Raw genomic sequence first — 18,449 nt, forward strand, 5'->3', positions numbered from 1 at the left:
CGGTGCGTATCCCGGTTACCTGGCTGGTCGAGCACCTGGAGTTCGACGAGACCCCGACGCCCGACCGGTTGGCCGAGGCGTTCGTGCGGATCGGCATCGAGGTCGAGGACGTCCACGCGCTGTCCGGCGTCACCGGTCCGCTCGTGGCCGGCCGCGTGGTCGAGATCGAGGAGCTGTCCGGCTTCAAGAAGCCGATCCGGTTCTGCCGGGTCGAGGTCGGCCCCGACCAGGTCAACGGCATCGTGTGCGGCGCGACGAACTTCCGCGAGGGCGACACGGTCGTCGTGGCGCTGCCCGGCGCCGTGCTGCCCGGCGACTTCACGATCGCCGCGCGCAAGACCTACGGCCGCACCAGCGAGGGGATGATCTGCTCGGCCCGCGAACTGGGCCTGGGCGACGACCACGCGGGCATCCTCGTGCTGCCCAGCGGCACGGCCCAGCCCGGCGACGACGCGGTCGAGCTGCTCGGCCTGACCGACACCGTGATCGAGGTCGCGCCCACGCCCGACCGCGGCTACGCGTTCTCCGTGCGTGGTCTGGCCCGGGAGATCGCGTGCGCGTTCGACGTGCCGTTCGGCGACCCCGGCCTGGCCGAGGTGCCCGAGGCCGAGGGCGACGCGTGGCCGATCACGGTCGAGGACCCGGTCGCGTGCCCCCGGTTCGTGGCCCGCCGGGTGACCGGCGTCGACCCGACCGCGCCCACGCCGTGGTGGATGCGCCGACGGCTGATGCTCGCGGGCATCCGGTCGATCTCGCTGCCGGTCGACGTGACCAACTACGTGATGCTGGAACTGGGCCAGCCGCTGCACGCGTTCGACGCGTCCGCCGTGCGCGGCACGCTGGTCGTGCGCCGCGCGGTGGCGGGGGAGAAGCTCACCACGCTCGACGAGTCGGTCCGCGCGCTCGACCCGGACGACGTCGTGATCGCCGACGACAGCGGCGTGATCTCGCTGGCCGGGGTCATGGGCGGCGCGTCGACCGAGGTGCGCGACGACAGCTCGGACATCCTGCTCGAGGCGGCGAACTGGGACCCGCGGGCGATCGCGCGCACGGTGCGCCGGCACAAGCTGCCCAGCGAGGCGGCCAAGCGCTTCGAGCGGACCGTGGACCCGTCCCTGGCGCCCGCCGCGCTGGAGCGCGCGGCACGCCTGCTGCACCTGTTCGGCGAGGGCGCGATCAAGCCCGGCCGCACGGACATCGGCACGCCCGCCGTGCCCGGTCCGGTGTCCATGCCGATCGACCTGCCCGACCGGGTCGCCGGCGTGCGCTACGCGCGCGGCGCCACGGCCCGCCGGCTGGGCCAGATCGGCTGCCGGGTGGAGGTCACGACCGGCGACGACGGCACGACCGTGGTCACCGCCGTGCCGCCGACCTGGCGCTCGGACCTGCGCCAGCCCGCCGACCTGGTCGAGGAGGTGCTGCGGCTGGAGGGCTTCGACACGATCCCGTCGGTCCTGCCGCCCGCGCCCGCCGGCCGGGGTCTCACCGAGCGGCAGCGCCGTCGGCGCACCGTGGCGCGCGCGCTGGCCGAGAACGGGTTCGTCGAGGTCAAGCCGTTCCCGTTCGTGGCGCCGACGGTGTTCGACGCGCTCGGGCTGCCCGCCGACGACGTGCGGCGCACGACCGTGAGCGTGCTCAACCCGTTGGAGGCCGACAAGCACGCGCTGGCGACCACGCTGGTGCCGGGCCTGCTGGAGACCGTGCAGCGCAACCTTTCGCGCGGCGCCCGCGACATCGCGTTGTACACCGTCGCGCAGGTGACGCTGCCGCGGTCGCAGCAGGTGCCCGTGCCCGAGGTGGGCGTGGGCGGCCGGCCGTCGGCCGCGCAGGTCGCCGCACTGCTGGCCGCCGTGCCCGACCAGCCCGTGCACGTCGCGGGCGTGCTCACCGGCCTGCGCGAGCAGAACGGCTGGTGGGGCGAGGGACGGCCGGCGGACTGGGCGGACGCGGTGCGCGCCGCACGGCTGGTGGGCGAGGCGTACGGCGTCGAGCTGACCGTCGTGGCCTCGGACCTGGCGCCGTGGCACCCCGGCCGGTGCGCGGAGCTGCGCGTCGGCGACTGGCCGGTGGGTCACGCGGGCGAGCTGCACCCGAAGGTCGTGGAGGCGCTGGGCCTGCCCAAGCGGACCGCGGCGTTCGAGGTGGACCTGGACGCGCTGCCGGTGACCGACCACCGCCCGGCGCCGATCGTGTCGGCTTACCCGCCGGTGCTGCTGGACGTGGCCGTGGTGGTGGACGCGACCGTGCCCGCCGACGAGGTGACGCGCGCGTTGCGCGGTGGTGGCGGCGCGCTGCTGGAGGACATCCGGCTGTTCGACGACTACCGGGGCGACTCGGTCGGCGAGGGCAAGCGTTCGCTGGCGTACGCGCTGAGGTTCCGCGCGCCGGACCGCACGCTCACCGTCGAGGAGGCCACGGCCGCGCGGGACACCGCCGTGGCCGCGGCCGCCGACCGTCTCGGAGCGGTGCTGAGAGGTTGACGCTGCGTCCCGGACCCGCACTGGTGCGGGTCCGGGATTGGTCTTGGCGAGTGAAAGTGCCGGATCACGACAGGTGGACCAGCCGCTGATCAGGGCACGCAGAGTGACCTGTCAAGGGGTCTTTGGACCTGTGTTTCCGGGCCGGGTTGGTTCTTGCGCACAGGTTGAACGTTCTCCAAGATTGGCATCGCGGCCCGCGGGGCCGAGGGGCGAAGCGTTGAACCGCCGGGCGAGACTGGTCGCCGGCCCGTCGGGGAGCTAGCGGCGAACCCACCGCCTGGAGCAACATTTCCTGTGAGGTTGCCTCATGCGTAGCTTGGGACCGCGGACCGAAGTCGCCGTCGCCATGGCCATCCTGGGCGTCGGTGCCGCGGTGGTGACGGCCATGCACCTCACCTGGCCGGAGCCTTCCGAGCCGCCACTGGCCTACGAGAACAGCAACGGCGCGGTCGGCGGGGCGGAACTCAAGCCGTTCGGCATCGACGACGTGTCCGGCGCCCCGGTCGAGCTCACGCCCGGCAGCGAGGGCGCCCGGCTGGTCCGGCTGACCAACCCCAACGCCGTGGGCATCGTGGTGGCCTCCTTGAAGGCCGTGCCGGGCACGCCGATGGACGTCGCGCACAACAAGGTCGAAGGCTGCCCGGCGAGCGTGCTGACCGTGGTGCCGATGGCCACGCCGGTCGCGATCCCGCCGGACGGCTCGGTGGACGTGGAGATGGTCGTGTCCATCGCGTCGGACGTGCCGGCCGCGTGCAAGGACCTGGTCTTCCCGCTCACGTACTCGGGCAACGCGGCCCCGACGTTCTAGACGTGCTTGAGGGCCTCGCGCACCGACAGCGGGGACAGGGTGTGGGAGTCCACGAACACCCGCACCCAGCCGGGGTCGGTGCGCGCGTATTGGCGCAACGCCCAGCCGATCCCCTTGCGCAGGAAGAAGTCCTTGTCGGCCGCGTTGGCCTCGACGCACTCGGCCAGCAGGTCGGTGTCGGTGGCGGTCTTGGCGCCGAGTTGGCAGATCACCGACGTCCGGCGCCGCCACCGGTCCGCGTCCCGCGACCACGCGCGCATGATCGGCGCGATCTCGTCCGGCCACCCCAGCAGCAGCGGTCCGACGTGCCGGCTCGCGACCTCGTCGACGTGGTCCCACCACGCCCCGTCCACGATCAGCTCCTCCAGGACGGTCAGCAGTCCCGGCGACCGCCACTTCGGATAGCGGTCCAGCAGCGCGGTGGCGGCGTAGCGCTCCTCGCGATGGTCGGCCGTGCGCCACAGGTCCAGCACCGCGGCGGCCCACTCCTCGGCGGACGCGAGCGGGTGGGCGGCGAAGACCGGGCGCAACACCCGTGTGCGTTCGGGCTTGGGCACGCCGAGGAACGGCATCTCCGACTTCATGTACCGCTGCATGGCGGGTGCCCGTTCGGGGGAGGCGGCCGTGGCCAACGCCTGCCGAACAGCGGCTGTCAGTGCTTCCACCGGACCACCGTAGGCGGCCGTGTTGTGCGACGCTTCGGGCCATGAGCGAGTACGACTACGACCTGCTGGTGATCGGGTCCGGTCCGGGCGGGCAGAAGGCGGCGATCGCGGGCGCCAAGCTGGGCAAGCGGGTCGCCGTGGTGGACAAGCACGACATGGTCGGCGGCGTGTGCGCGAACACCGGCACGATCCCGTCCAAGACGCTGCGCGAGGCCGTCATGTACCTCACGGGCATGAGCCAGCGCGACGTGTACGGCGCCAGCTACCAGGTCAAGGACGACATCACGATCTCCGACCTGCTGTCGCGCACCCGGCACGTGGTCGGCCGCGAGGTCCAGGTCGTGCGCGCCCAGTTGCACCGCAACCAGGTCGACCTGATGGCCGGCACGGCCCGGTTCGTCGACCCGCACACCGTCGCGGTCCAGGGCACGCACCGCGGCGAGCACCACACGATCACCGCGGAGAAGGTCGTGATCGCGGTCGGCACCACGCCCGCGCGCCCCGACCAGGTGGACTTCGACGAGGTCCGGGTCCTGGACTCCGACGAGGTGCTCGCGCTGGAGGAGATCCCGCCGTCGCTGGTCGTGGTCGGCGCGGGTGTGATCGGCATCGAGTACGCGTCCATGTTCGCGGCCCTGGGTTCGCGGGTCACGGTCGTGGAGCAGCGCGAGCGGATGCTGGAGTTCTGCGACCCGGAGATCGTCGAGTCGCTCAAGTTCCACCTGCGCGACCTGGCGGTGACGTTCCGGTTCGGCGAGAAGGTCGTGGACGTCGCCGTGTCCGAGAGCGGCACGGTCACCACGCTGGCCAGCGGCAAGCGCATCCCGGCCGCCGCGGTCATGTACTCGGCCGGCCGCCAGGGCGCGACCGCGGCGCTGGACCTGCACAACGCCGGGCTGACCGCCGACCACCGCGGCCGGCTCTCGGTCGACGACCACTACCGCACGCCGGTCGAGCACATCTACGCCGTCGGCGACGTGATCGGCTTCCCGGCGTTGGCCGCGACGTCGATGGACCAGGGCCGGCTGGCCGCGTACCACGCGTTCGGGGAGAAGGCGAACGAGCTGTCGGCGTTGCAGCCGATCGGCATCTACACCATCCCGGAGATCTCCTACTGCGGCGCGACCGAGGCCGAGCTGACCTCGTCGGCCGTGCCGTACGAGGTGGGCCTGGCCCGGTACCGGGAGTTGGCGCGCGGCCAGATCGTGGGTGACGCGTACGGCATGCTCAAGCTGCTGGTGTCCACGGTGGACCGCAAGCTGCTCGGCGTGCACGTGTTCGGTACGGGCGCGACCGACCTGGTGCACATCGGCCAGGCCGTGATGGCGTGCGGCGGCACCGTCGACTACCTCGTGGACACGGTCTTCAACTACCCGACGCTGTCCGAGGCGTACAAGGTGGCCGCGCTGGACGCGACCAACAAGATCCGCGCGCTGGACCGGTTCGGCGTCTGAACCCCGCTCACCGCACGGCCGCGGCCCGGACCTCCGGGTCGGGGTCGAGCGCGAGCCGGGCCTGGAGGGCGCGGCCGTCCCGGTAGGAGCGCAGTGCCTCGGCGAGCGCCTCGCGCACGCCCGCGTCCGGGTGGTCGACCAGGTACGCGAGCGCGTCGGCGTCGCCGCGGCCGCGCCCACCCGGTTCGTACAGCACTTCCCGGAGTTCGAGCGGGCCGCCGGCGTCGGCGAGCCGTGCCATCGGCTCGGGTTTGGTCGGCTCCGGCCACTCGCGGGACAGCCGGGTCCGGATCTTCGCCGAGCCGTACGCGCCGAGCGGTTGGCAGACCACGCACGGGCACGGCGGCCGGCCGTGCGCGTCGGGCATGTACCGCCATCCCGTCACCCGGTTCACGTGCCGCACGCGGTGCGGTTCGCGCCGACCGACCCGGCGCGGGACGACGACCTCGTACCCGCGCGGGTCGGTCGTGCGCGGCATGCCGGCGACGGCCTCGGCGGCGGTGACCTCGACGGCCCGCCGTAGTGCCCGACGGTCACGGGTTGGTCGTCGGGCAGCCGGAAGTCGACGGCGAGGAACGTCCGCTGCCCACCCCGCCGCAATTCGCGCAGCCACTGGTGGGAGATCGCATAGGACGGCAGTACCGGCACGCGGTACGACCCCGCGCGCAGTCCCGTCCGCATGATGCTCCGCACGTGGTCGTGCGGCGTCAGGTGGGTGAACATGGCCACCGGGTCCACAGTAGTGGGACGGGCCGGCTTGAGTGATCTTGCATCGGGGTGCATACTTATGCGTATGACGGTAAGGATCGCGGTCGCGGGCGCGAGCGGCTACGCGGGTGGCGAACTGCTGCGCCTCCTGCTCGCCCACCCGGACGTGGAGATCGGCGCGCTCACCGCGGGCGGCAACGCCGGCACCCCGCTCATCGCCCACCAACCGCACCTCCTCCCGCTCGCCGACCGCGTCCTGGCCGAGACCACGCCGGAGAACCTCGCCGGCCACGACGTCGTGTTCCTCGCCCTGCCGCACGGCAAATCCGCCGAGATCGCCGCACGGCTCGGCACCGACACGGTCGTGATCGACTGCGGCGCCGACCACCGGCTCACCGACGCCAGGGCGTGGGAACGCTGGTACGGCGGCGAGCACGCGGGCAGCTGGCCCTACGGCCTGCCCGAACTGCCCGGCCACCGCGCGGCCCTGCACGGCACGAAGCGCGTCGCCGTCCCCGGCTGCTACCCCACGGTCGCCTCGCTGGCCCTCGCGCCCGCCGTCGACCACATCGGGCCCGAGGTCACCGTCGTCGCGGTCTCCGGCACGTCCGGCGCGGGCAAGTCGCTCAAGCCCAACCTGCTCGGCTCCGAGGTCATGGGCTCGCTGAGCGCGTACGGCGTCGGCGGCACGCACCGGCACACGCCCGAGATGATCCAGAACCTGTCGAAGGCGGCCGGCCGCGACGTCGCCGTGTCCTTCACACCCGTCCTCGCGCCGCTGCCGCGCGGCATCCTCGCCACCTGCTCGGCGACGCTCACCGGGACCGTCGACATCCGCGAGGTCTACGCGAAGGCGTACGCCGACGAGCCGTTCGTGCACCTGCTGCCGGAAGGCCACTGGCCGACCACGGGCGCGGTGCTCGGCTCCAACGCGGTCCAGCTCCAGGTGACCGTCGACCCCGACCTGAACCGGCTCGTGGTGGTCGCCGCGATCGACAACCTGGCGAAGGGCACCGCGGGCGCCGCGGTGCAGTGCATGAACCTGGCACTCGGCCTGCCGGAGACCACCGGCCTGTCCACCGTGGGAGTAGCACCGTGAACCGCTCGAAGGGTGTGACCGGACCGAAGGGCTTCAAGGCCGCCGGTGTCGCCGCCGGGATCAAGGAGTCGGGCGCACCCGACCTGACGCTGGTCGTCAACGAGGGGCCGGGTCAGGCCGCCGCGGGCGTGTTCACCACGAACCAGGTCAAGGCCGCGCCGGTGCTGTGGACGCAGCAGGTGATCAAGGAACGCCGGCTGCGCGCGGTCGTGCTCAACTCCGGCGGCGCCAACGCGTGCACCGGTCCCGAGGGCTTCCAGGACACCCACGCCACCGCCGAGAAGGTCGCGGACGTGCTCGGCGTCGGCGCGATCGAGATCGCGGTCTGCTCCACGGGCCTGATCGGCGAACGCCTGCCCATGGACCGCGTGCTCACCGGCGTGGAGAAGGCCGCCGCCGGGCTGGCCGACACCGACGAGGCCGGTCTCGCCGCCGCCACCGCCGTGATGACCACGGACTCGCACCCCAAGCAGTCCCACGCCGCGCACGCGGCCGGCTGGTCGGTCGGCGGGTTCGCCAAGGGCGCGGGCATGCTCGCGCCGAACATGGCCACCATGCTCAGCGTGCTGACCACCGACGCGGTCGTCGACGGCGACACGCTCGACGCCGCGTTGCGCGAGGTCACCGCCCGCACCTACGACACGCTCGACGTCGACGGCGGCACGTCCACCAACGACACCGTGCTCGTGCTCGCGTCCGGCGCGTCCGGCGTCACGCCCACGAAGGCCGAACTGGTCGAGGTCCTCGCGTCGGTCGCGGGCGACCTGGTCAAGCAGCTCCAAGGCGACGCCGAGGGCGTCACCAAGGAGGTCGCGATCACGGTCACCGGTGCGCGCACCGACGCGGACGCGATCGTCGTGGCCCGCACGGTCGCCGAGGACAACCTCGTGAAGACCGCGCTGTTCGGCTCGGACCCCAACTGGGGTCGCATCGCCATGGCCGTCGGCCGCGCGGCGGCCGAGGTGGACCAGTTCAAGCTCGGCATCACCGTCAACGGCGTCACGCTGTTCGCCGACGGGCACAAGGCCGCCGACCGGTCCGAGGCGGACCTGTCCGGCCGCGACGTCACCGTGGAGATCGCGCTGGGCCTGGGCGAGGGCACCGCGACCGTGCTCACCACCGACCTGTCGCACGGCTACGTCGAAGAGAACAGCGCGTACAGCTCGTGACCGCACCGGGGGCGAAAGCGGAGATCCTGGTCGAGGCGCTGCCCTGGCTCCAGCGGTTCCGGGGTGCGCTCGTGGTCGTGAAGTACGGCGGCAACGCCATGGTCGACGACGTGCTGAAGACCGCGTTCGCGCAGGACATGGTGTTCCTCAAGCTCGCCGGCCTGCACCCGGTCGTCGTGCACGGCGGCGGCCCACAGATCGCCGCGATGCTCGACCGGTTCGGCATCCACAGCGAATTCCGCGCCGGTCTGCGCGTCACCACGCCCGAGGCCATGGACGTGGTCCGCATGGTGCTGGTCGGCCAGGTGCAGCGCGAACTCGTCGGCCTGATCAACCGGCACGGCCCGTACGCGGTCGGCCTGTCCGGTGAGGACGCCCGCCTGCTCACCGCCGAACGCCGGGGCGCGGTCGTGGACGGCGAGCACGTCGACCTCGGCCTGGTCGGCGACGTCGTGCACGTCGACCCGTCCGCCGTGCTCGACCTCGTCGGCGCCGGGCGCATCCCGGTGATCTCCACGGTCGCGCCCGACGCGGACGGCGTCGTGCACAACGTCAACGCCGACACGGCCGCCGGCGCGATCGCGGTCGCGCTGGACGCGCGCAAGCTCGTCGTGCTCACCGACGTCGCGGGCCTCTACCGGGACTGGCCCGACCGCGACTCGCTGGTGCACCGCATCGGCGCGGCCGAGCTGGCAGAGCTGTTGCCGCGCTTGGACAGCGGCATGGTGCCGAAGATGGAGGCGTGCCTGCGCGCGGTGCGCGGCGGCGTGCCCGAGGCACACGTCATCGACGGGCGGCTCGCCCACTCGGTGCTGCACGAGGTCTTCACGTCCGAAGGTGTCGGAACGAGGGTTACGGGGGACGGGGCATGACGCACCGGCAGCGGTGGCAGGCCGCGATGATGGACAACTACGGCACGCCCGCGCTCGCGTTGGAGCGCGGCGAGGGCGCCTACGTCTGGGATGCCGACGGCAACCGCTACCTCGACCTGGTCACCGGCATCGCGGTCAACGCGCTCGGCCACGCCCATCCGGCGGTCGTCGAGGCCGTGACCGCGCAGATCGGCAAGCTCGGCCACACCTCCAACCTCTTCATCAACGAGCCGTCGCTGCTGCTGGCCGAACGCCTGCTCGACCTGGCCGGCGTGGACGGCGACGGCCGCGTGCTGTTCTGCAACTCCGGCGCCGAGGCCAACGAGGCCGCGTTCAAGCTCGCCCGGCGCACCGGCCGCACCAAGGTCGTGGCCACGGTCGGCGGGTTCCACGGCCGCACGATGGGCGCCCTGTCGCTGACCGGCCAGGAAGGCAAGCGCACCCCGTTCGAGCCGCTGGTCCCGGGTGTCGTGCACGTGCCGTTCGGCGACGTCGAGGCGTTGGAAGCCGTGATCGACGACGACACGGCCGCGTTCTTCGTCGAGCCGATCCAGGGCGAGATGGGCGTCGTCGTGCCGCCGGAGGGGTACCTCCAGGCCGCTCGCCGGATCACCGCCGAACACGGCGCGCTGCTGGTGGTCGACGAGGTGCAGACCGGCATCGGCCGGCTCGGCTCGTGGTTCGGCTTCCAGCAGGTCGGCATCACGCCCGACGTGATCACGCTGGCCAAGGGCCTGGGCGGCGGCCTGCCGCTGGGCGCGTGCGTCGCCGTCGGCCCGGCCAAGGACCTGTTCACGCCCGGCCAGCACGGCACGACGTTCGGCGGCAACCCGGTGTGCTGCGCCGCGGCGCTGGCCGTGCTCGACACCATCGCCGCCGACGGCCTCCTGGAGCACACCGCCGCGGTGGGCAAGGAGATCGCCGCCGGCGTCGAGGCCCTCGACCACCCGCTCGTCTCCGGGGTGCGGGGTGCCGGTCTGCTGCTCGGGATCACGCTGCGCGAGGCGGTCTCGGCGAAGGCCGCGGCGACCGCCCAGCGGGCCGGCTACCTGATCAACCCGATCCAGCCCGACGTCATCCGGCTCGCCCCGCCGCTGATCCTCGACGAGGCCGACGCCCGCCGGGTCGTCGCCGACCTCCCGTCGTTCCTGGAGGACTGACGTGGTCCGCCACTTCCTGCGCGACGACGACCTGACCACCGACGAGCAGGTCGAGATCCTCGACCTGGCCGACCGGTTCAAGCTGGACCGGCTCGGCGCCAAGCCGCTGGCCGGGCCGCGGTCCGTCGCGGTGATCTTCGAGAAGAACTCCACCCGCACCCGCCTGTCGTTCGAGGTCGGCATCGCCCAGCTCGGCGGCAACCCGGTGATCGTCGACGGCCGCAGCATGCAGCTGGGCCGCGAGGAGACCATCGAGGACACCTCGCGCATCCTGTCCGGCTACGTGGACGCGGTCGTGTGGCGCACGTTCGCGCAGAAGCGCATCGAGGCCATGGCGTCGGTGTCCCGGATCCCGGTGATCAACGCGCTGACCGACGAGTTCCACCCGTGCCAGGTGCTCGCCGACCTCCAGACGATCCGTCGCGTGCACGGCCGCCTGGCCGGCCTGACGATCACCTACCTGGGCGACGGCGCCAACAACATGTCCAACTCGCTGCTGCTCGGCGGCGTCACGGCCGGCTGCCACGTGCGGGTCGCCGCGCCCGCCCAGTTCGCGCCCGCGCCGTGGGTGCTCGACGACGCTCGGCGGCGTGGTGCGGAGACCGGCGGCACGGTCGAGGTCGTCGTCGACCCGCGCGAGGCCGTGGACGGCTCGGACGTGCTGGTCACCGACACGTGGACGTCCATGGGCCAGGAGAACGACGGCCGTGACCGCGTCGGCCCGTTCCGGCCGTACCAGGTCAACGCCGACCTCGTCGCCGCGACCGGCGTCAGGACGACCGTGCTGCACTGCCTGCCCGCCCACCGCGGCTGGGAGATCACCGACGACGTCCTCGACGGCCCGGACAGCGCCGTGTGGGACGAGGCCGAGAACCGCCTGCACGCGCAGAAGGCCCTGCTCGTGTGGCTGATGGAGCGATCGGGGCGCCTGACGTGAGCCGGACCGCGCGGCAGGCCCGCATCGTCGAACTCGTCACGCGGCGCGCGATCCGCAGCCAGTCCGAACTGGCCAAGACGCTCGCCGTGGAGGGCATCGAGGTCACCCAGGCCACCCTGTCCCGCGACCTCGACGAACTCGGCGCCGTCAAGCTGCGCGGTCCCGACGGCGGCGCGCCGGTGTACGTCATCCCCGAGGACGGCAGTCCGGTGCGCGGCATCGAGGGCGGCACGTCCCGGCTGGTCCGCGTGCTGGGCGAACTGCTGGTGTCGGTCGACCACTCGGGCAACCTCGCGGTGCTGCGTACGCCACCCGGCGCGGCGTCGTTCCTGGCCAGTGCACTCGATCGGGCGGCACTGCACGACATCGTGGGCACGATCGCGGGCGATGACACCATCCTCGTGGTGGCCCGCGAACCGCTCACCGGAGCGGATCTGGCCGCCCGCGTGAGCGCCCTGGCCGCGGGCCAGGGACAGACGGAAGGCGACGGGTGACCCGTCGCGGGGAACGCACCGACTAAGGACCTGGGTAGATGAGTTCACTGTGGGGAGCCCGGTTCGCCGGCGGTCCCGCCGACGCGATGGCACTGCTGTCCGCGTCCACGCACTTCGACTGGCGGCTCGCGCCGTACGACATCGCCGGATCACGGGCGCACGCCCGCGTCCTGCACCGCGCGGACCTGCTGACCACCGACGAACTCGACCGCATGCTGGCGGCGCTGGACACGCTGGCGGCCGACGTCGCCTCGGGCGCGTTCACGCCCACGCTCGCGGACGAGGACGTGCACACCGCCCTCGAACGCGGCCTGATCGAGCGCGCCGGACCGGAACTGGGCGGCAAGCTGCGCGCCGGCCGGTCGCGCAACGACCAGATCGCCACCCTGTTCCGCATGTGGCTGCGCGATGCCGCCCGCCGCGTCACCTCCGGCGTGCTCGACGTCGTGGACGCGCTCGTCGCGCAGGCCGAGGCGCACCCGACCGCGGCCATGCCCGGTCGCACGCACCTCCAGGCCGCCCAGCCCGTGCTGCTCGCGCACCACCTGCTCGCGCACGGCCAGGCGTTGCTGCGCGACGTCGACCGCCTCCGCGACTGGGACAAGCGGGCCGCGGTGTCCCCGTACGGCTCCGGCGCGCTGGCCGGCTCGTCGCTGGGCCTGGACCCCGCCGCCGTCGCCGCCGACCTGGGCTTCGACGCCCCGGTCGAGAACTCCATCGACGGCACGGCGTCGCGCGACTTCGCCGCCGAGATCGCGTTCGTGCTCGCCATGATCGGCGTGAACCTGTCGCGCGTCTCCGAGGAGGTGATCATCTGGACCACGGCCGAGTTCCGGTTCGCGGTGCTGGACGACGCCTGGGCGACCGGCAGCTCGATCATGCCGCAGAAGAAGAATCCGGACGCCGCGGAACTGGCCCGGGGCAAGTCCGGCCGGCTGATCGGCAACCTCACCGGTCTGCTCGCCACGCTCAAGGCCCAGCCGCTGGCCTACAACCGCGACCTCCAGGAGGACAAGGAGCCGCTGTTCGACTCCGTCGAGCAGCTCGAACTCCTGCTGCCCGCCCTGGCCGGGATGATCGCCACGATCACGTTCGACACCGAGCGCATGGCCAAGGCCGCGCCCGCCGGGTTCTCGCTGGCCACCGACGTCGCCGAGTGGCTGGTCCGCCAAGGCGTGCCGTTCCGGCTCGCGCACGAGGCGGCGGGCGGGTGCGTGCGCGTCGCCGAGGGCCGCGGCGTGGACCTGGTCGACCTCACCGACGAGGAGTTCGCCGCGGTCTCGCCCGCGCTCACCCCCGAGGTGCGTAGCGTGTTGACCGTGGAGGGTTCGATCGCGTCGCGCGACGCCTACGGCGGCACTGCCCCCGACCGCGTGGCCGAACAGCTCAAGAGGTTGCGGGACAAGGTCTCCGTTGCCCGAAGCGCCTAGAAGACTCACCGAGGAGGAGCTGGCCGTCGACCCGGTCGACGCGGCCCGGCTCCTCCTCGGCTGTGTCCTGGAGAGCACGACGCCCACCGGCACGGTCGGCGTGAAGATCGTCGAGGTCGAGGCGTACCGGGGCGGCGACGACCCGGCGTCGCACTGCTACCGGGGCCGGACCGCGCGCAACGACGTCATGTTCGGCCCGGCGGGCAGGCTCTACGTCTACTTCGTCTACGGCATGCACTTCTGCGCCAACGTCGTGTCGTCGACCGACGGCGTGCCCGGTGCCGTGCTGCTGCGCGCGGGCGAGGTCGTGACCGGCCTGGACCTGGCCCGGTCGCGGCGACCGGGCGCGCGCGGCGACGGCGAACTCGCCAAGGGACCGGCCCGCCTGACCGGGGTCCTGGGCCTGGACCGCGTGCACAACGGCGTCGACCTGACCGACCCGGACGCCGACGTGCGGCTCTACGCGGGCGACCCGGTCGACGAGGTGTTCGTCGGACCCCGCGTGGGCGTCGCGGTCGCGGTCGACGTGCCGTGGCGGTTCTGGATCGACTCGCCGGCGGTCAGCACGTACCGACGCGGCACGCGACGCACCCGCGGGACGGCCTAGACCCGCCCGAACACGTGCGTACCCGGCGCCGACGCGTCGTCACCGGTCCAGAACTCCACCCAGTGGCGCTGGAATTCCGCCTTGGACAGGGTCCCGTCGCCGTTGAGGTCGAGCAGGCGGAACACGTCGTCGGTGAACGCGGCCCGACCGGTCCACGCCTGGATGAGCTGGTTGTACTCGGCGGCGGTCACCCGGCCGTCCCCGTCCTCGTCCACCGCGTCGAAGATCGACCGCGCGGTGGCCATGACCAGGCCCTTCTTCTCGGCGAGCCGGTCGGACACCGACTGCGCCTCGTCCAGCGTCACGCGCCGATCCCCGTCCGCGTCGGTCACCAGCTGCAACGCGTACCACCAGCTCGTCAGGACCTCGCGCAGTTCCGCCGTGTCGGCACCGCCGCGCAGCGCGGACCACCGCTCGGCGAGCGCGTCGAAGTCGCGCCGCTCCAGGAAACCGTCCCCGTTGACGTCCATCGCGGTGAACACCAGTGCGGTCTTTTTTCGCTGCAAGTCGCTGGCCACCCCGCATACCTTGCCGCAGACAGCGGTCACCACAACTGACCACCCGGGCCAAAAAATGCGGCACCAGGGTGAATCGCACGATCACGATCAGTAGTGCCACGATGGGGTGTCGTGGGGGACTACGACACCTTCGCCACCACCGTGGCGACACTCATCCGACCGCTCGCCGACTCGCTGCCCGCCGCCGTGGCCGCAGACCTGGCCCGCCTGCCCGCGACCCGGCGACGATCCCTGGACGATGTCCTGCGCTTGCCGTCGCTCGCCGACAAACGCGTCCTCGACGGCGTCGACCCGCCCTTGCTCGTTCCTCCGGTCGATCCGCCGCCACCACTCCGAGGCTCGTTCATGACCATGGGCTGGGTGGGGGAGAGCCCGCTCGCCACCGAGAGCCGCCTGGCCGACACCCTCCGACCGGGCACCGGCGACCTGGCCGAGGACCTGGTGGTCCGACTGGCCGATCACCCGGACGTGGCATCCGCGCTGGCCGTCCCCGAACTCGACGACCTGGACGTCCTCGACGGTCGGCACGGTGCCCGCCACATCGCGTTGGCCCTGCTGGTCACGAAGTCGATCCTCGGCGAGGACGCCACCCGCCCGGCCGTCCTCGGCATCGCGCTCGACGTCGTCGCACGCGTCCTGCCCGGTCGTCCCAAGCCGGCCCGCCATGCCGATGCCGTCCTCGCCCGCCGCCGTGCCGACTACCGCTTCCCCGCCTACGGCTCACGCCACGTGCCCACCCCGGACCACTGGTTCGCGCTGACCCCCGGCCCGGTCGAGGCCGTCCCCGACTTCTCCGCGAACGGGCTCGTCGCCGTGCTGCCCGAGGGGATCGCCGTGCGCGTGGCGTCCGACGAGGTCGTGTTGGTCGGCGTGGACGTCACGGCGACACCCCCGGAAGCGGACCTCTCCGGGTGGGAGGAGATCGTCGAGGTCTCCTTCCACACCGACACCGGGGATCTCGGTGTCGCCGGGTGGCCGGTGACACCGCCGTGGCCCGGCGACCTGAGGTTCCGCGTGCACGCTTCGGGCCGTGACGGCGACCACCGCGAGTACTTCCGGGTGCAGGTCTGGGAAGCGCCTTTGGCCCCCGAAAAGGTCGTCAAGCGCACCGACCGCCTCGGACACGTCTTACGCGGCGAGACGCCACCTGACACGCCATCCGCCGAACACCGGCCTTACCTGTGGGTCGAAGAGAGCGTGCTGTCCGTGGCGGCGACGATCACCGTGGTCACGGGCGCGTCCGTCGATCACGTCGTCGCGTCCTTCGACGGACGGCGGGAGGACCACTCGGCGCGGGACGCCCTGGAGGGGTACGGCGGCGCGATCCTGCTGGACATCGGCGACACCGTCTTCATCGTGGAGATCAACGGCTATTGGGGGAGCTGGGAGCGCTACCTCGGACCGGCTTCCGCGCACGGGCGCGCGGCGAGCGCGTTCTGGAACGTCAACGGGTCCCGTCGGCTGTCCTTCGCCGAACGCGGTCGGCTGCTCGGCTCGTTCGAGCCGCCCTTCGACGACGTACCCGCCGCCGTCGCCGAGTGGTGCGACGGACTGGACCTCGCCGACTACCGCTCGGCCGACGCCAAGATGCTCGCGGCCCTGGCCCGCTTCACCGGGCACGGCTTCGTCAGGGCCGACTACGAGGCCCTGACGAAGCACGGCGTCGCCTACATCCTCGGCGACGACTAGCGGACGGTCCGCCGGTACCAGACGCGCCGCTCGCCGGCGGGCAGCGCGAGCCGGGTGATCAGGCTCGTCAGCCCGGCACCGATCAGGAGCCACAGCACGGCCGCGAGCCCGTCGTTCAACAGCGTCCGGAGGGCGTCGTTCGCCGGGGTGAACAGGTCGCGCAGACCCAACGACACCCCGGCGGACCACCCGTCGATCAGCTGCGCGAACCCGTTGGCGGGGTTGGCCCCGGCGACCACCAGGAAGACGTGCACGGCCAACACGATCGCGAACAGCCAGCAGACGACGTCGATCACGGCACACGTCACGCGCACGCCGCGCACCCGCGAGTCGCCGCGTTCGACCACCTCCTCCTGGTGCGCGACCGGTCGCCGCACGACCTCCTCGTGCGCGTCGACGTGCACGTCACGCGGGTCGACGGGACGGACGACCTCGGTCGGACGGAGGTCACGACGGGGGTTGGTCATCGGCCTGTCCTCTCACTGGAATCCCCGATCGGGTTACCCCCGTCCGACACCTGCGCAAACCGCTTTGACCAGGTAGGGAAGAATGGCCGGTCGTGAGCGAGCACATCCTCGACGAACTGGCCTGGCGCGGTCTGATCGCGCACTCCACCGACCTCGACGCCCTGCGGCGCGACCTGGACTCCGGCCCGCTCACCCTCTATTCGGGCTTCGACCCGACGGCGCCGAGCCTGCACGCGGGCAACCTCGTCCCCCTGCTCATGTTGCGCCGCTTCCAGCGGGCCGGGCACCGGCCGATCGTGCTGGCGGGCGGCGCCACGGGCATGATCGGCGACCCGCGCGACAGCGCCGAGCGCGCGCTGAACACCCTCGACACCGTCGCCGAGTGGGCCGGTCGCATCCGCGGCCAGTTGGAGCGGTTCGTGGAGTTCGACGACGGCCCCACGGGCGCGGTCGTCGTGAACAACCTGGACTGGACCGGCGGCGTGTCCGTGCTGGAGTTCCTGCGCGACGTCGGCAAGCACTTCTCGATCAACGTCATGCTCGGCCGCGAGACGGTGAAGCGCCGCCTCGAGGGCGACGGCATGTCCTACACCGAGTTCAGCTACCTGCTGCTGCAGTCCAACGACTACCTCCAGCTCAACCGCCAGTTCGGCACGGCGCTCCAGGTCGGCGGGTCCGACCAGTGGGGCAACATCGTCGGCGGTGTCGACCTGATCCGGAAGGTCGAGGGCCGGTCCGTGCACGCGCTGACCGCGCCGCTGGTCACCGACGCGGAGGGGCGCAAGTTCGGCAAGTCCACCGGCGGCGGCAACGTGTGGCTCGACCCGACGATGACGTCGCCTTACGCGTGGTACCAGTACTTCGTGAACGTGGGCGACGCGGACGTCCTGCGGTACCTGAAGCTCTTCACCTTCCTGTCCCGCGAGGAGATCGCGGACCTGGCGGAGCAGACCACGTCCGCGCCGCACCTGCGTGCCGCGCAGAAGAAGCTGGCTGAGGAGTTCACGACGCTGGTGCACGGCGAACACGAGACGCGTCAGGTGGTCGCCGCGAGCCAGGCCCTGTTCGGCCGGGGCGAGCTGCGCGAGCTGGACCTGTCGACGCTGGCGGCCGCGATGGCCGAGGCGCCGACCGGCGACGCCCGGCTGGCCGACGCGCCGACCATCGTCGACCTGCTGGTGGCGTCGGGTCTGTCCGACAGCCGGGGCGCGGCGCGGCGCGCGGTCAAGGAGGGCGGTGCCTACGTGAACAACGTGAAGATCGCCGACGAGGAGTGGGTGCCGGCCCAGGAGGACCTGCTCCACGGCACCTGGCTCGTCGTCCGACGGGGCAAGCGCACCACCGCCGGGGTACGAATCGCGCCCTGACCTGCGGTTGAGTAGTCGCCGAACGGCCACTGGTCCACCCGGACCAGTGACCTTCGTCGTCGGATGGTGTGATGGCAGTCACACTGTTGTGGTCTTGAAGGGTCGGATAGCGTGTTGGTGAGTGCCGCGCGGGGTCGTTGACCTGCGGTTTCGCCCGTGCGCGCCGCTCTGCGCCCCCGATTTGACCTCCGGTTCGGGTGCGTGTAACTTTCTCCATGTCAGCGCGGAACGGGCCGGGAAAACCGGAACGGAGCGCGACGAAGGACACGAACCAAGCTCCCGCCTCACGGTGGTAGAGTGGGTGACCTCGAAGCGGAAGACCCAGCCAGGATCTTGAAGATCTTTTCGGCCAGGGCGTCTGGTTCACAAAAGCTTCAAAGCAATGCATAAGCCTCCGATCGGACCGCGTCAGCGGCGAGTGACGATGAGCGCGTGTTCTTTGAGAACTCAACAGCGTGCCGAATAGCCAGTAAACTGATATACCTCGTCAAGAGGTATTCCTTTGAGATCGAATACTGGACGACT

At 72.0% G+C, this 18,449-nt stretch carries 18 protein-coding genes; 13 read left to right on the forward strand and 5 right to left on the reverse strand.

The features are described from left to right. The first annotated feature begins 2 nt into the window (after positions 1-2). Both pheT and F4559_RS08575 read left to right on the forward strand, forming a co-directional pair. Positions 3-2,480, forward strand: a complete 2,478-nt coding sequence (pheT, locus tag F4559_RS08570) for a phenylalanine--tRNA ligase subunit beta (RefSeq protein ID WP_184667343.1) — start codon at positions 3-5, stop codon at positions 2,478-2,480. Positions 2,481-2,787: 307 nt separating this feature from the next. Continuing rightward, positions 2,788-3,288 (forward strand): hypothetical protein, encoded by a 501-nt coding sequence (locus F4559_RS08575; protein WP_184667345.1) that lies wholly within the window; start codon positions 2,788-2,790, stop codon positions 3,286-3,288. Here the strand turns inward: F4559_RS08575 and F4559_RS08580 are convergent. Further along, the gene (locus F4559_RS08580; RefSeq protein WP_184667347.1) at positions 3,285-3,953 is read right to left on the reverse strand and encodes a DNA alkylation repair protein; all 669 of its coding nucleotides are present in this window, start codon (positions 3,951-3,953) and stop codon (positions 3,285-3,287) included. The genes F4559_RS08575 and F4559_RS08580 overlap by 4 nt on opposite strands. Before the next feature lie 41 nt (positions 3,954-3,994). Between F4559_RS08580 and sthA the strand changes: the two genes are divergently transcribed. After that, on the forward strand, positions 3,995-5,407 hold the full coding sequence (sthA, locus tag F4559_RS08585; protein ID WP_184667349.1) for a Si-specific NAD(P)(+) transhydrogenase: 1,413 nt from the start codon (positions 3,995-3,997) through the stop codon (positions 5,405-5,407). A gap of 7 nt (positions 5,408-5,414) precedes the next feature. Here the strand turns inward: sthA and F4559_RS08590 are convergent, their stop codons facing one another. Together F4559_RS08590 and F4559_RS34315 are read right to left on the reverse strand one after the other, a co-directional pair. Continuing rightward, a complete protein-coding gene (locus F4559_RS08590) occupies positions 5,415-5,885 on the reverse strand; it encodes a HEAT repeat domain-containing protein (protein ID WP_221447172.1) in 471 nt (156 codons plus the stop codon). Next, positions 5,798-6,136, reverse strand: coding sequence for a hypothetical protein (locus F4559_RS34315; RefSeq protein ID WP_221447173.1), 339 nt, complete (start codon positions 6,134-6,136; stop codon positions 5,798-5,800). The genes F4559_RS08590 and F4559_RS34315 overlap by 88 nt, the downstream gene beginning before the upstream one ends. Before the next feature lie 64 nt (positions 6,137-6,200). Between F4559_RS34315 and argC the strand changes: the two genes are divergently transcribed. The 8 genes from argC to F4559_RS08630 are packed head-to-tail and all read left to right on the forward strand — an operon-like array spanning position 6,201 to position 13,883. Beyond that, positions 6,201-7,214 carry an N-acetyl-gamma-glutamyl-phosphate reductase gene (gene argC / locus F4559_RS08595; protein WP_184667351.1) on the forward strand — a complete coding sequence of 338 codons (1,014 nt, stop codon included), beginning with the start codon at positions 6,201-6,203 and terminating at the stop codon, positions 7,212-7,214. Further along, positions 7,211-8,383, forward strand: a complete 1,173-nt coding sequence (gene argJ / locus F4559_RS08600; protein WP_184667353.1) for a bifunctional glutamate N-acetyltransferase/amino-acid acetyltransferase ArgJ — start codon at positions 7,211-7,213, stop codon at positions 8,381-8,383. Before argC ends, argJ begins: the two co-directional genes overlap by 4 nt. Further along, complete coding sequence (argB, locus tag F4559_RS08605; protein WP_184667355.1) at positions 8,380-9,255, forward strand: acetylglutamate kinase; 876 nt, start codon at positions 8,380-8,382, stop codon at positions 9,253-9,255. Before argJ ends, argB begins: the two co-directional genes overlap by 4 nt. Beyond that, positions 9,252-10,415, forward strand: a complete 1,164-nt coding sequence (locus F4559_RS08610; RefSeq protein WP_184667356.1) for an acetylornithine transaminase — start codon at positions 9,252-9,254, stop codon at positions 10,413-10,415. Before argB ends, F4559_RS08610 begins: the two co-directional genes overlap by 4 nt. A gap of 1 nt (position 10,416) precedes the next feature. Beyond that, positions 10,417-11,352 (forward strand): ornithine carbamoyltransferase, encoded by a 936-nt coding sequence (gene argF, locus F4559_RS08615; protein WP_184667357.1) that lies wholly within the window; start codon positions 10,417-10,419, stop codon positions 11,350-11,352. Then, positions 11,349-11,846 carry an arginine repressor gene (locus F4559_RS08620; RefSeq protein ID WP_184667358.1) on the forward strand — a complete coding sequence of 166 codons (498 nt, stop codon included), beginning with the start codon at positions 11,349-11,351 and terminating at the stop codon, positions 11,844-11,846. The genes argF and F4559_RS08620 overlap by 4 nt, the downstream gene beginning before the upstream one ends. A 38-nt stretch (positions 11,847-11,884) precedes the next feature. Then, positions 11,885-13,276 (forward strand): argininosuccinate lyase, encoded by a 1,392-nt coding sequence (argH, locus tag F4559_RS08625; RefSeq protein WP_184667359.1) that lies wholly within the window; start codon positions 11,885-11,887, stop codon positions 13,274-13,276. Further along, a complete protein-coding gene (locus tag F4559_RS08630) occupies positions 13,260-13,883 on the forward strand; it encodes a DNA-3-methyladenine glycosylase (RefSeq protein ID WP_184667360.1) in 624 nt (207 codons plus the stop codon). The genes argH and F4559_RS08630 overlap by 17 nt, the downstream gene beginning before the upstream one ends. Here F4559_RS08630 and F4559_RS08635 read toward each other — a convergent pair. Continuing rightward, positions 13,880-14,401, reverse strand: a complete 522-nt coding sequence (locus F4559_RS08635; protein WP_184667361.1) for an EF-hand domain-containing protein — start codon at positions 14,399-14,401, stop codon at positions 13,880-13,882. The genes F4559_RS08630 and F4559_RS08635 overlap by 4 nt on opposite strands. Before the next feature lie 111 nt (positions 14,402-14,512). Here F4559_RS08635 and F4559_RS08640 point away from each other — a divergent pair, with 111 nt between their 5' ends. Next, entirely contained in the window at positions 14,513-16,090 is a 1,578-nt protein-coding gene (locus F4559_RS08640) for a DUF6461 domain-containing protein (protein WP_184667362.1), read from the forward strand. On the opposite strand, the gene F4559_RS08645 is transcribed toward F4559_RS08640, so the two are convergent. Continuing rightward, positions 16,087-16,557, reverse strand: a complete 471-nt coding sequence (locus F4559_RS08645; protein ID WP_221447174.1) for a hypothetical protein — start codon at positions 16,555-16,557, stop codon at positions 16,087-16,089. The two genes, F4559_RS08640 and F4559_RS08645, sit on opposite strands and share 4 nt — an antisense overlap. A 92-nt stretch (positions 16,558-16,649) precedes the next feature. On the opposite strand from F4559_RS08645, the gene tyrS reads away from it, so the two are divergent. Further along, positions 16,650-17,924, forward strand: a complete 1,275-nt coding sequence (gene tyrS / locus F4559_RS08650) for a tyrosine--tRNA ligase (protein WP_184667364.1) — start codon at positions 16,650-16,652, stop codon at positions 17,922-17,924. Positions 17,925-18,449 lie beyond the last annotated feature (525 nt).

The organism is Saccharothrix violaceirubra, assembly GCF_014203755.1.
GTDB lineage: Bacteria > Actinomycetota > Actinomycetes > Mycobacteriales > Pseudonocardiaceae > Actinosynnema > Actinosynnema violaceirubrum.

Excerpts from the sequence above, each read along its gene's own strand:
- F4559_RS08575 (WP_184667345.1), top strand. The coding sequence starts at position 2,788 with ATGCGTAGCTTGGGACCGCGGACCGAAGTCGCCGTCGCCATGGCCATC.
- sthA (WP_184667349.1), top strand. The coding sequence starts at position 3,995 with ATGAGCGAGTACGACTACGACCTGCTGGTGATCGGGTCCGGTCCGGGC.
- F4559_RS08590 (WP_221447172.1), bottom strand. The coding sequence starts at position 5,885 with ATGCCGCGCACGACCGACCCGCGCGGGTACGAGGTCGTCGTCCCGCGC.
- argC (WP_184667351.1), top strand. The coding sequence starts at position 6,201 with ATGACGGTAAGGATCGCGGTCGCGGGCGCGAGCGGCTACGCGGGTGGC.
- F4559_RS08610 (WP_184667356.1), top strand. The coding sequence starts at position 9,252 with ATGACGCACCGGCAGCGGTGGCAGGCCGCGATGATGGACAACTACGGC.
- argH (WP_184667359.1), top strand. The coding sequence starts at position 11,885 with ATGAGTTCACTGTGGGGAGCCCGGTTCGCCGGCGGTCCCGCCGACGCG.
- F4559_RS08645 (WP_221447174.1), bottom strand. The coding sequence starts at position 16,557 with ATGACCAACCCCCGTCGTGACCTCCGTCCGACCGAGGTCGTCCGTCCC.